The organism is Paraflavitalea devenefica, assembly GCF_011759375.1.
Classification (GTDB): Bacteria; Bacteroidota; Bacteroidia; order Chitinophagales; family Chitinophagaceae; genus Paraflavitalea; species Paraflavitalea devenefica.
Window position 1 is genome coordinate 292442 of the sequence record NZ_JAARML010000003.1, and the last position, 12319, is coordinate 304760.

Annotated in this window: 12 protein-coding genes; 10 read left to right on the forward strand and 2 right to left on the reverse strand. The window is 49.3% G+C overall.

Annotation, left to right across the window (positions count from 1 at the left end; translation table 11 throughout):
- The first annotated feature begins 37 nt into the window (after window positions 1-37).
- From HB364_RS19585 to HB364_RS19615, 7 genes are all read left to right on the forward strand, one after another.
- A complete protein-coding gene (locus HB364_RS19585) occupies window positions 38-1690 on the forward strand; it encodes a UxaA family hydrolase (RefSeq protein WP_167290004.1) in 1653 nt (550 codons plus the stop codon).
- Window positions 1691-1757: 67 nt separating this feature from the next.
- Window positions 1758-3200, forward strand: coding sequence for a glucuronate isomerase (gene uxaC / locus HB364_RS19590; RefSeq protein WP_167290006.1), 1443 nt, complete (start codon window positions 1758-1760; stop codon window positions 3198-3200).
- Window positions 3201-3223: 23 nt separating this feature from the next.
- Window positions 3224-3988: an SDR family oxidoreductase gene (locus HB364_RS19595; protein WP_317170719.1), complete on the forward strand. Its 765-nt coding sequence runs from the start codon at window positions 3224-3226 to the stop codon at window positions 3986-3988.
- Between the two features lie 78 nt (window positions 3989-4066).
- On the forward strand, window positions 4067-4897 hold the full coding sequence (gene kduI / locus HB364_RS19600; RefSeq protein WP_167290009.1) for a 5-dehydro-4-deoxy-D-glucuronate isomerase: 831 nt from the start codon (window positions 4067-4069) through the stop codon (window positions 4895-4897).
- Between the two features lie 80 nt (window positions 4898-4977).
- A complete protein-coding gene (locus tag HB364_RS19605) occupies window positions 4978-6000 on the forward strand; it encodes a sugar kinase (protein WP_167290010.1) in 1023 nt (340 codons plus the stop codon).
- A gap of 1 nt (window position 6001) precedes the next feature.
- On the forward strand, window positions 6002-6664 hold the full coding sequence (locus HB364_RS19610) for a beta/alpha barrel domain-containing protein (protein ID WP_167290012.1): 663 nt from the start codon (window positions 6002-6004) through the stop codon (window positions 6662-6664).
- Window positions 6665-6717: 53 nt separating this feature from the next.
- Window positions 6718-8301, forward strand: a complete 1584-nt coding sequence (locus HB364_RS19615) for an MFS transporter (RefSeq protein WP_167290014.1) — start codon at window positions 6718-6720, stop codon at window positions 8299-8301.
- A 76-nt stretch (window positions 8302-8377) separates the two neighbouring features.
- Here HB364_RS19615 and HB364_RS19620 read toward each other — a convergent pair whose 3' ends face one another.
- Together HB364_RS19620 and HB364_RS19625 are read right to left on the reverse strand one after the other, a co-directional pair.
- Entirely contained in the window at window positions 8378-8701 is a 324-nt protein-coding gene (locus tag HB364_RS19620; protein WP_167290015.1) for a DMT family transporter, read from the reverse strand.
- A gap of 49 nt (window positions 8702-8750) precedes the next feature.
- The gene (locus HB364_RS19625; protein WP_167290017.1) at window positions 8751-9476 is read right to left on the reverse strand and encodes a ThuA domain-containing protein; all 726 of its coding nucleotides are present in this window, start codon (window positions 9474-9476) and stop codon (window positions 8751-8753) included.
- 226 nt (window positions 9477-9702) lie between these two features.
- Here HB364_RS19625 and HB364_RS19630 point away from each other — a divergent pair, with 226 nt between their 5' ends.
- Genes HB364_RS19630 through HB364_RS19640 form a run of 3 tightly spaced genes read left to right on the forward strand, consistent with a single transcriptional unit; the run spans window position 9703 to window position 12301 of the window.
- Complete coding sequence (locus HB364_RS19630) at window positions 9703-10452, forward strand: hypothetical protein (RefSeq protein ID WP_167290018.1); 750 nt, start codon at window positions 9703-9705, stop codon at window positions 10450-10452.
- 44 nt (window positions 10453-10496) lie between these two features.
- Window positions 10497-11069 (forward strand): hypothetical protein, encoded by a 573-nt coding sequence (locus HB364_RS19635; protein ID WP_167290020.1) that lies wholly within the window; start codon window positions 10497-10499, stop codon window positions 11067-11069.
- Window positions 11024-12301 carry a hypothetical protein gene (locus HB364_RS19640; protein WP_167290021.1) on the forward strand — a complete coding sequence of 426 codons (1278 nt, stop codon included), beginning with the start codon at window positions 11024-11026 and terminating at the stop codon, window positions 12299-12301. The genes HB364_RS19635 and HB364_RS19640 overlap by 46 nt, the downstream gene beginning before the upstream one ends.
- Window positions 12302-12319 lie beyond the last annotated feature (18 nt).

Below are 12319 nucleotides of genomic sequence, written 5' to 3' on the forward strand. Positions count from 1 at the left end.
GACTCCTACGGAGAGGCTAACAACAAAAAAGTAAGACATGAAGCAGATAGTACTCAAAGTGCACCCGAAAGACAATGTGCTGGTAGCGTTACAAGACCTCGCCAAAGGACAAACCATTCCATTTAATGGCAGTCAGTATACCCTGGTGGAAGACATTCCGGCCAAGCACAAATTCACCACAGAATCCCTCCCCATGGGCGGTGCCGTCACCATGTATGGTGTGCTCATCGGGAAAGCCAAAGAAGACATTCCTGTAGGAGCCCGTATTTCTACCACCAACCTCAGGCACGCGGCCGAAGAATACAAGCTATCCGACACACGCAGAACGGGCTGGCATGTACCGGACGTAAGCCGCTGGAAGCAGAAAACATTCATGGGCTACCACCGTGCTGATGGCAGCGTGGGTACTGGCAACTACTGGCTCGTAGTGCCCCTCGTATTCTGCGAGAACCGCAATGTGGAAGTCATGAAGGAAGCATTGTTGGAAGAGCTGGGCTATGCACGGCCAAAAAAGTATAATGATTTGACAAAACAACTGATAGCCGCCTGGCAGAAAGGGATTAATATTGACACGGTGGAATTCAAAGAGCCTGCGTCTGGCGACGTACAGGCAGGGCGGCATTTGTTCAAAAATGTGGATGGGATCAAATTCCTGTCCCATGAAGGTGGCTGCGGAGGTATCCGGCAGGATGCGCAGGCGCTTTGTGGACTGCTGGCCGGTTACATCACACATCCCAATGTGGCCGGTGCTACCGTGCTCAGCCTTGGTTGCCAGAATGCACAGGTAGCCATGTTGCAGGAGGAGATCGCCAAAAGATCGCCCAACTTCAGCAAGCCACTCTACATCATGGAACAACAGAAAGTAGGCAGGGAAACAGATCTTCTTACACAAGCTGTCAAACAAACATTTGCCGGCCTTGTGGAAGCCGATAAATTCGCCCGCCAGCCGGCGCCGCTCAGCAAAATATGCATTGGCCTGGAATGCGGTGGTTCTGATGGCTTCTCCGGTATATCTGCCAACCCCGCCGTTGGTTATACCTCCGATCTGCTGGTAGCCCTCGGCGGCTCTGTCATCCTCTCTGAATTCCCGGAACTCTGCGGGGTAGAGCAGGAGATGAGTGACCGTTGCACTACGCAGGACAGCGCCAAAAAGTTCATTGACCTCATGCGTTCCTACAATGCCCGTGCCCAGGCTGTTGGCTCAGGTTTCGATATGAACCCTTCGCCCGGTAACATCAAGGATGGCCTTATCACCGACGCTATCAAATCGGCCGGCGCCGCTAAAAAAGGAGGCACCTCTCCGGTGGCGGATGTGCTCGACTATCCGGAGAAAGTGACCAAACCTGGTCTTAACCTGCTTTGCACACCCGGTAATGATGTGGAGTCTACCACGGCAGAAGTGGCCTCCGGTGCTACAGTTGTGCTCTTTACCACTGGTCTGGGTACGCCTACCGGCAATCCCATTGCGCCCGTGGTAAAAATTGCCACCAATACCACCCTGTACAATAAAATGCAGGACATCATAGACCTGAATGCAGGCACCATCATAGAAGGTGAGGAAACAATAGAACAGTGTGGCGAACGCATCCTGGATTACATCATCAAAGTGGCCAGTGGAGAAACCATCGTCCATGCAGTGCGGCATGGCCAGGATGATTTCATCCCCTGGAAGCGTGGCGTGTCTTTATAATTGAACATTGAGAATTGAGCATTGCACCGTTGAGTTTCAACACAGTGCTCGCAGCTAAACATACAGTATGAAGAATTTCTTAGACGAACAGTTTCTCCTGCATACCAAAACAGCGCAAAAGCTGTATCATGAGTATGCTAAGCACATGCCCATCATTGACTATCACTGCCACCTGCCACAGCAGCAGATAGCAGAAGACAAGCAGTTTGAAAACCTTACCCAGATCTGGTTATACGGTGATCATTACAAATGGCGCGCTATGCGTACCAATGGCGCTGATGAACGCTACTGTACCGGCAATGCCAGTGACTGGGAGAAATTTGAAAAATGGGGGGAAACTGTTCCCTATACGTTGCGCAATCCCTTATACCACTGGACACACCTTGAGCTGCAACGCTACTTTGACGTGCACAAAATATTAAGTCCTGCTACAGCGAAGGAAATATATGATGAGTGTACCGCAAAGCTGCAAACACCCGAGTACAGTGTGCGCAACCTGCTGCGTAAAATGGATGTACGGCTTGTATGTACCACCGATGATCCGGTAGATACGCTGGAGTTCCATGCACAACTGCAGGCCGATCGTTTTGAAATTCCCATCCTGCCTGCCTTCCGTCCGGATGCAGCCATGAACGTTGACAATACTGCCGGCTTCAATAACTATGTAAACCGGGTAGAGAAAGCGGCCAATACCTCCATCGGCACGTTCAGCGATTACCTCACCGCCCTCAAAAAGCGGCACGACTTCTTTGCTGCGCACGGCTGCAGCGTGTCTGACCACGGCCTTGAAGAGATCTATGCAGAAGACTATACCGAAGCCGAGATCAAAGCCATCTTCGATAAAATACGCAGTGGCAAAGACCTCGACCTCACCGAGCGTAAAAAATTCAAATCAGCCATGCTCATCACCTTTGCCGAATGGGACTGGGAGCGTGGCTGGGTACAGCAATACCACCTCGGCGCCCTGCGCAATAACAACAGCCGCATGCTGCGGCAACTGGGTCCTGATACCGGTTGGGATTCCATGGGTGACTTTTCCCAGGCCAGGGCATTGGCGAAATTCCTCAACCGCCTGGACAGTGATGACAAGCTCACCAAGACCATCCTGTACAACCTCAATCCTGCTGATAATGAGCTCATGGCTACCATGATCGGTAACTTCAATGATGGCTCTTCTGCCGGTAAAATACAATGGGGTTCGGGCTGGTGGTTCCTCGATCAGAAAGATGGCATGACCAAACAAATAAATGCTTTATCAAATATGGGTTTGTTAAGCAGATTTGTAGGCATGCTCACCGATTCAAGAAGTTTTCTTTCATATCCGCGTCATGAATATTTCCGTCGTATCTTGTGCAGCCTGTTTGGTGATGAAATAGAAAATGGAGAGCTGCCCAATGATATTCCCTGGGTAGGTAAAGTCATACAGGACATCTGTTTCCACAATGCCAAAAACTATTTTAGCTGGCAGTACATCGAGAAACAGTCACACGTAACAGAAAAAATCTTTTAACGCGGTATTGAATAATCATGGCTATACTGGACTTCTTTAACCTCAAGGGAAAAACAGCCCTCGTAACCGGCTGTAACAAAGGCATTGGAAAAGGCATGGCACTTGGCCTGGCAGAAGCAGGTGCTGATATCATTGGCGTATCCGGCTCACTGGAGCTAAGCGGCAGTGACATCGAAAACAAAGTAACTGCCCTCGGCAGGAAGTTCAAAGCCTACCAGGCCGATCTTTCCGACCGTGCCAGCTTATATGCCTTCGTAGAAAAAGCAAAAGCAGAAAATCCTGTCATAGACATACTGGTCAACAATGCCGGCACCATCATGCGTAAGCCGGCTGCTGAACATCCGGATGAATACTGGGACAAAGTAATGTCCATCAATCTTGATGCGCCTTTCATACTGGCCCGGGAATTTGGAAAGGACATGGTAGAGCGTGGCAGCGGCAAGATCATCTTCACCTGTTCCCTGCTCACTTTTCAGGGAGGCATCAACGTGCCCTCCTATGCGTCCAGTAAAGGCGCATTGGGCAGCCTGATCAAAGCATTGGCCAATGAATGGGGCGCTAAAGGAGTTAACGTCAATGGTATAGCGCCTGGTTACATTGCTACTGACAATACAGAAGCCCTGCGCAATGATCCGGTGCGCAGCAAATCCATCCTCGATCGTATACCGGCAGCACGCTGGGGCGATCCGGAAGATTTCAAAGGCGCTGCCGTATTCCTTGCGTCTGATGCAGCCAGCTATGTCAATGGCACCATCCTCACCGTCGACGGCGGCTGGATGGGACGGTAAGCCTTGTCACCCTGAGCCTGTCGAAGGGTGCTTGCGTCAAAGGAACCCGAAACAAGAAACACGAAACTCGAAACAAACATGGAGATACGTTTTCAGAATAGTCCGAAAGAAACAAGCCGCATGAACACCCAAGAGCTGCGGGAAAACTTTCACATTCCGGTGCTCATGCAGGACGATAACGTTCAATTGGTCTATTCGCATTATGACCGTGTGATCATTGGCGGGGTGAAACCTTTCAGTAAAGCAGTAGAATTACCCAATCATACAGAACTGCGTGCAGATTATTTTCTGGAACGCCGTGAGCTGGGTATCATCAATGTGGGTGGCAATGGAAGGGTAGAAGCTGATGGCGTAAAACATAGCCTTGACAAACTCGACTGCCTCTACCTGGGTAAAGGCGTTAAAAAAGTATCTTTTATCAGTGATGACAAAAATGCACCGGCGGTATTCTTCTTATTATCCTCACCGGCGCATCATGCATACCCTACCAGGAAGCTGACCAAAGAAGAAGCGTCACCGGTGGAACTGGGCGATCAAACTACAGCCAACCGCCGCACCATCTATAAATACATCCATGCAGATGGCATTCAGAGTTGCCAACTGGTAATGGGGCTTACGGTGTTAAGCAGTGGCAGTGTATGGAATACCATGCCGCCCCACACGCATACCCGCCGTATGGAAGCTTACTTTTACTTTGATGTACCGGAGCAACACAGGGTATTTCATTTTATGGGTGAGCCAACGGAAACAAGGCACCTGCTCGTGGCCAATCATGAAGCTATTGTGTCTCCGCCCTGGTCCATACATTCCGGTTGCGGCACTTCCAACTATTCCTTCATTTGGGGAATGGCCGGTGAAAACTATACCTTCACCGATATGGATGCCGTAGCCATCGCTGATATCAGATAATTGAAACACTCGCTCGCCTCCGGCGAGTGAGGCTATTTGGAAGCCTCTGGCTTCCTACGGTTAATAATAGTAGTACAAACATGAAAGGAACCGTATTTTGTTTTGGTGAACTCTTACTGCGCATGTCCCCCGTGCTCAACAGGGCATGGATACAAAGCAATTCCATGCCGGTATACGTAGGGGGCGCTGAACTCAACGTGGCCACTGCACTGGCGCGCTGGGGGCTGCCTGCCAAATACAGTACAGCATTGCCTGATAACTACTTGTCAAAAGAGATCTGCGAAGAAATACAGACTAAAAAAATAGATACTTCCGCCATTCATTTCTCCGGTAGCCGCGTAGGTGTATACTACCTGCCGCAGGGAGCCGATATGAAAAATGCCGGCGTTATTTACGACCGGGCGCACTCCTCCTTTGCTGAACTGCGGCCCGGTATGATAGACTGGGATGCCATACTGAAAGATGCTGCCTGGTTCCACTTTAGTGCCATCAGTCCGGCACTCAATGAAAATGTGGTAGCTGTCTGTAAAGAAGGCGCTGCCGCCGCCGCCGCCAAAGGCATCACTGTTTCGGTTGACCTTAACTACCGCGCCAAGCTATGGCAGTACGGCAAACAACCGGTACAGGTCATGCCCGAGCTGGCGCAATATTGTGATGTCATCATGGGCAACATCTGGGCGGCGGGCAACCTGCTGGGTATCCCTGTAGATCCCAACATACACATCAATGGCAGGAAAGAAGATTTCCTGCAACATGCCCAAAAAACGTCAGAAGCCATACAACAACAATACCCGAAATGTAAAGTAGTAGCCAATACCTTCCGTTTTGATCATGGTGATGGCGGTATCTTATACTATGCTGCTTTATTCACTGGCGGAAAATTATACAACACAGCCGAGCTTATTGCCAATAAGATCATTGATAAAGTAGGCAGCGGCGATTGTTTCATGGCTGGTCTTATCTATGGCCTCTATCATCAGCATCCTGCACAGCAGGTCATTGATGTGGCGGCCCGGGCGGCATTCGGTAAGCTCATGGAAAAGGGAGATGCTACCAGCCAGGACATGGAAACCATTATTGCACAATTAAGCAAGCAAAGCTGATATGGAAGGAATTATTAAAAGGATTGCTGAACAGGGGGTATTGCCCTTATACTTTCATCCCGACGCCACAGTAAGTGTAGAAGTGCTCAAAGCATTATATGCGGCTGGTATCAGGGCGGTGGAATATACCAATCGCGGCGAAGCTGCCCTGGACAACTTCAAACTGCTCAAGGAAACCCGTGATAAAGAACTGCCTGAGCTCTTATTAGGCATCGGTACCATTAAAAGAAAGAAAGAAGCCAAAGCCTTCATAAAAGCAGGGGCTGATTTCATCATTGCTCCTGGTATCATAGAAGAAGTGGCCGAAACCGTGCACAAAGAAGAAATGGTATGGATCCCGGGTTGCATGACCACTACCGAGATCATCCGGGCAGAAGATGCCGGTGCTAAACTCATAAAACTATTCCCCGGTAATTTACTGGGGCCTGCCTTTGTAAGCGCCATCAAAGAACTCTTTCCCGATCTGCTCTTCATGCCTACCGGTGGGGTGGAAGTAAACAAAGAGAACCTCACAGGCTGGTTCAAAGCAGGCGTGGCGGCAGTAGGTATGGGCAGCAAGCTCATCACCAAAGAAATACTGGAAAAGAAAGATTACGAACAACTGATCAATAAAACAAAGGAGGCAATAGCATTGGTAAATGAAGTAAGGAACGTTAACAATTAAACCATCCCATTCCCGGCTCTTCAGGCCCGGGATTAAACAAAACCCAAACGATCATGCAGCAAGCCATAGGCAAATACAGGTGGACCATTTGTGCACTCTTATTCTTTGCAACAACTGTCAACTACCTCGACAGACAGGTATTAAGTCTCTTACAACCACACCTGGAGAAAATATACAACTGGACAAGCAGTGATTATGCCAACATTACAGCCATGTTCCAGTTTACCTATGCCATCTTCATGTTATTTGCCGGGCGCATCATTGACAAGCTGGGTACTAAAAAAGGATATGCCTGGGCCATCGTTATCTGGTCATTAGGCGCTATTATCCATGCAGAAGCTGATGCCATAGGTAAGTCTATAGCCGGCATACTGGGACTGGTGGGCGTAACGGCGCTTTCTGTTTCGGTAGTCGGTTTCATGTTTTCCCGCGCCATCCTGGCCCTGGGTGAGGCCGGCAACTTCCCTGCTGCCATCAAAGCCACGGCCGAATACTTTCCCAAGAAAGAACGTTCACTGGCTACCGGTATCTTTAATTCCGGCGCCAATGTAGGCGCCATCCTGGCGCCGCTTACGGTACCCTGGATCAATACACACTGGGGATGGGAAGCTGCCTTCATCATCATCGGCGCCATTGGTTTTCTATGGCTCTTCTTCTGGTTGGTGTTATATGATAAACCGGAAAAGCAAAAAAGACTATCTGCTACTGAACTTGCTTACATCAACAGCGGTGAAGGCGAAGCGCCTTCCACACTACCGTTAAGTGAGCAAAATGAGAAAGTATCCTGGATCAAAGTATTGAGCTATAAGCAGACCTGGGCCTTTGCTGTTGGTAAATTTTGTACCGATGGCATCTGGTGGTTTTTCCTGTTCTGGCTCCCTGCTTACCTCAAAGCGCAATACGGTATGGTAGGAGAAGCCATTCAGTTGCCCCTGGCAGTTTGTTACACCTTTGCCATGATCGGTAGCATTACCGGTGGCTGGTTCCCGATGTACTTCATCAGGAAGGGATACCAGGCTTATGATGGCCGTATGCGTGCGATGCTGCTCATTGCTGTGTTCCCATTGGTCGTATTGGCGGCACAGCCATTAGGTTATATTAGCTTTTGGGTACCGGTATTCTTCATAGGTATTGGAACAGCAGCGCACCAGGCATGGAGCGCCAACATCTTTACCACCGTATCCGACATGTTCCCCAAAAAAGCAATAGGCTCCGTGGTAGGCATTGGTGGTATGGCTGGTGGTATCGGAGGGGTACTCGTTACCAAACTGGGTGGCTGGATATTTGATGCGTATAAATTTACGGGCATCGCTAAGTCATGGGTAGAGGCCAAAGCTGCCGGCCTGGGCGACTTTGCCAGCCAACTCATGAACATGAAGCTGGTTAACAAACACGGCAGCGTCATCAACCTCAATACCACAGAGCTCAGCAACCTGCCCAAAGAAGTGACGGAACAGGTGAAAGCGATAGACCCCGCTTTATTTGAAAAACTGCTGGCTCTCCAAAAGCCACTGGTGCAGGCAGAAATGACCACGGCTTACACCATCATGTTTGCCATCTGTGCCGTAGCTTACCTGCTGGCATGGACCATCATGAAATCACTCGTTCCTAAATACAAACCCATTACCGACCTGTAAGCACAAACATATTCAAATAAAAAGGTGGGCCGTCTTCCATAGGCGGCCCACCTTTTTTATAACTCGTGTTTTCCCTTTATGCCTGTTTGGAAACAACTTTCAACCCCACGATCGAACCGATCAGCAGGAAAATAAAGAACATACGCCAGAAATCAGCCGGCTCTTTATACAACGTGATACCCATAATCACAGTGCCTACAGCGCCTATGCCAGTCCATACTGCATAAGCCGTACCAATGGGTATATGCTGGATGGCTTTATTCAGCAGCAGGAAGCTCAATGTAATACACACACCAAAAGCAACTGACCATTTCCAGTTCGTAAAATTATTCGATAGCTTTAAACAGGTGGTGAAACCCACTTCAAACAATCCGGCAATAATTAAAATAATCCACGACATAACCTTTGCATTTTAGACCGCAAAGGTCGGCTATAAACCTTAAACTATCTTACTTCTTCATCGCATACTGTATCCCGCCCAGCAAATGTTGGAGGTACAGGGTATCTGTAGTAAAAGATTCATTCGTATGTCCCAGTTCGGTATAAAAAGCGCGGCCTCCTTCAAATGCATGGTACCAGCTCATGGGGTGGGTGGTACCCATGCGGTTGCCGGTGTACGTGCTTTCATCAATCGTCATCGTTACATGCACACTGTCCGACATCCATTTATAATTATACCACTCGTCTTTCCGCGTCCACCGCTTCGGTAAATGTTTCGTAGAGGTATGTTTATCATCAATCACATCCAGTGTCGCTTCCTGCGTGGCCGGGTGACTTTTAAAATAAGCGCCTACCAGCCGGCCATACCAGGGCCAGTCATACTCTGTATCGGTAGCGGCATGTACACCTACAAATCCGCCACCGGAGCGGATATACTGTTCAAAAGCAGCCTGCTGGGCATCATCCAGTACATTACCAGTAGTATTCAGGAATACAACAGCTTTATACTTTTTCAGGTTGTCCTTCGTGAATACAGTGGCATCGGAACTGGTGTCTACCCCAAACTTATTCCCGGCACCCAGCTTAATAATCGCCAGCTTGCCTTCAGCAATGGATTGATGGTGATAACCGGCCGTTTTACAAAATACCAGTATCTTATTCTTCTGAGCTGGTGCAGTAAAAGACAGGAACAAAAACAAGGAAAGAACACCTGTTAGCTTAGTTGGATACATCATATGGCTTATAAGAGTGAATGGATTGGTTGTCCTGTGAAACTACGAATTTTTTTTCGGGCGCCCCGTTCGCATGCTGTCCCTGCGAAATTTTTTTCATCGGGCGCATTCCTTCAACTGCTTGAAGTACAATCCTTTTCCCGGTTGGCACTGCCTTTGAACTATACTTCGCCGTAACCAGGTATGACAACCTGTAACAATCATTTTCTTCATCCTAAAACATTTTATTATGCACAACATTGATCGAACTACCAATGAGTATGAATTCAGTAACGAATTCGAATTTGAAGGCGAAGGTGAATTTGAGTTTGAATTTGAAGGAGAGGGCGAAGGCGAATTTGAATTTGAAGGCGAACTGGAAGGGGAAGCGCTGGAGCTGGAACTGGCTACCCAGTTGCTGGAAGTAACCAATGAATATGAACTGGAACAATTCCTCGGTAACGTATTCAAAAAAATAGGCCGGGGCGTTTCCAACTTTGCCAAATCATCTGTGGGCAAGGGACTGCTGGGTGGCTTAAAATCCATCGCCAAAAAAGCATTGCCCATCGCTGGTGGAGCATTGGGTAACCTTGTGGCGCCAGGCATTGGCGGTATGATTGGCAGTAAACTCGGTGGTTTTGCTTCCAACATGTTTGAACTGGAGCTCGAAGGCCTTAGCAATGAAGACCGCGAATTTGAAGTAGCCCGTCGTTTTGTACGCTTTGCTTCCGATGCTACCCGTCGTGCATCTTCCGCTGCTGCTGCCGGTGCGTCACCCAAAGCTGCCGTAGGCAATGCCCTCAAACAGGCTGCTTATAACCATGCGCCCGGTTTACTCCGCAAACGTCGCGGTGGCAGGCCCGGAAGAGGTGGCAGGCCAGGTATGGGCGGCAGCGCAACTGCTTACAATGGTGGCGCGGGTTATGATAGCGGTACCGAAGGAGGCACATCCGGCACCTGGGTAAAAGATGGCAACAACATCATCGTTTATGGCGCCTGATCAAAGGCACTAACCAAATTACAATACCTTAAAATCTTACTTACATGAGTAGCTTATATGAATATGAGTTCAATACCGAATTTGAAGGTGAAGGGGAAGGTGAACTCGTCCATGAACTATTATCGGTTACCAATGAATATGAATTGGAAAACTTCCTCGGCAATGTATGGAATGCTGCCAAACGGTTGTACAACTCGCCGCAGGGACAGGCCATTAAAAAAGACTTCGTGACCGGCGCTAAAAGCTTCGGAAAGAAAATGCTGCCCAGCATAGGTCGCAACATCGGTTCCTATGTCGGTGGAAGCACCGGGGCCAACATCGGGGGAAGCCTGGCCAATGCAGCCAGTAACTGGCTCTTTAATGAAGTAGGTGAAACAGAAGCGGTGGATTACCTGCGGGTAGTGCGCAAAGCTGCCAAATACCTCAATAAAGCGCTTAGTGAAGGTGCTACAGGTGCGCCCAGAGCAATGGTTACACAGGCTATCAACCAGGCTGCCCGGCCCGTATTGGCCAAACGCCGTGCGCAATCTTCTATCGGTTACGCTGGCCCCTCATCCAAAAAACAGGGAAAATGGTTCAGACAAGGCAACCAGTTAATACTGCAGGGCGCGATCTGAAATACCGGCGTTTCCTCATCAATGAGGCCCAGGGATTATTGACGCGCCTGTCACAGATGCAGGCTTTTGAAACATCCATGCCGATGGTCATCGCAGCAGCCATACCCTATCGCGCGCAGAAGAATATCTTTGAACTTATGCGTGCAGGTAAAGAGTTGCTCGCTACCAAAGTACGGCGCTTTATTGACCGGATGGAACAGCCGCATCAGATGCATACGGAGAAATGCCAGGCCGCCTACGCTGTACTTAAGTTGCAGTTCAATGCACTGCTCGACCAGTTCGACATCTTTGCCGATGTGGTCAGCCAGCGTGGCGAAAATGAAACCGGTGTATGGGTGGCCGGTCTGGATGTCTTCGCAAAAGATGTGCTTAAAATGGAGCGTTTTCTCCTGGATGCACCACCACTCATCTGCTATCTCGACAGGGGCCATGGCGCCGCCATCCGCAGGGCGCGTACACGATTGCCGGGCGGTGATGAAAATCCGGTGGCCGTTATCAAGATACCCCGCGAAAGAATGGTGGCCAGCGGCATCGGCTCTTCACTGGTTCATGAAGTAGGTCACCAGGGCTCGGCCTTGCTCGATCTCATCCCTTCACTCAAACCAGTACTCGAAGACCTGTCGCGCCGCGATACCGCACGCGGGGAATCATGGCGACTGCTGAACCGGTGGATCTCAGAGATCCTGTCCGACTTCTGGGCCGTCTCCTTCCTCGGTATCAGCGCCACCACCGGCTTAATGAGTGTGGTAAGCCTGCCCAAATACTTTGTGTTCAGAGCGGTTGACAATGATCCACATCCATTTCCATGGATACGGGTAAAGATCAGCCTGGCTTTTGGCAAGCTCATCTATCCGGAAGATCAGTGGCATCGACTCGAACAGCTCTGGGAATCCATGTATCCAAAAACAGGATTAAAGCCAACTGCCCTGGAGTTGATCAATAACCTCGAAGCCACCCTGCCATCTTTTGCAAAACTGGTTATTGAGCACAAGCCCTTAAAGCTGAAAGGTAAACAGCTTAATCAAATATTTCCGTATCACCAACGGCAACCGCACCAGCTAAGGGCTTACTACCGGCAATGGAAAAATGACCAGGAAGTCATGAAAAAGCAACGCCCCTCACTCGTATTCGCAGTAATAGGGCAGGCCAGGGCCGATAACGTCATCACACCGTTTGCCGAAAACCGGATACTCACCAGCATGCTCCGTCATTGGGCATTGGTGAACATCTGATGGAAAAAATTATTTAGA

Coding starts and splice junctions, on each gene's coding strand:
- HB364_RS19635 (WP_167290020.1), top strand. CDS start 10,497: ATGAGTAGCTTATATGAATATGAGTTCAATACCGAATTTGAAGGTGAA.
- kduI (WP_167290009.1), top strand. CDS start 4,067: ATGGAGATACGTTTTCAGAATAGTCCGAAAGAAACAAGCCGCATGAAC.
- HB364_RS19605 (WP_167290010.1), top strand. CDS start 4,978: ATGAAAGGAACCGTATTTTGTTTTGGTGAACTCTTACTGCGCATGTCC.
- HB364_RS19620 (WP_167290015.1), bottom strand. CDS start 8,701: ATGTCGTGGATTATTTTAATTATTGCCGGATTGTTTGAAGTGGGTTTC.
- HB364_RS19630 (WP_167290018.1), top strand. CDS start 9,703: ATGCACAACATTGATCGAACTACCAATGAGTATGAATTCAGTAACGAA.
- HB364_RS19585 (WP_167290004.1), top strand. CDS start 38: ATGAAGCAGATAGTACTCAAAGTGCACCCGAAAGACAATGTGCTGGTA.
- HB364_RS19615 (WP_167290014.1), top strand. CDS start 6,718: ATGCAGCAAGCCATAGGCAAATACAGGTGGACCATTTGTGCACTCTTA.
- HB364_RS19625 (WP_167290017.1), bottom strand. CDS start 9,476: ATGATGTATCCAACTAAGCTAACAGGTGTTCTTTCCTTGTTTTTGTTC.
- HB364_RS19610 (WP_167290012.1), top strand. CDS start 6,002: ATGGAAGGAATTATTAAAAGGATTGCTGAACAGGGGGTATTGCCCTTA.
- HB364_RS19640 (WP_167290021.1), top strand. CDS start 11,024: ATGGTTCAGACAAGGCAACCAGTTAATACTGCAGGGCGCGATCTGAAA.
- uxaC (WP_167290006.1), top strand. CDS start 1,758: ATGAAGAATTTCTTAGACGAACAGTTTCTCCTGCATACCAAAACAGCG.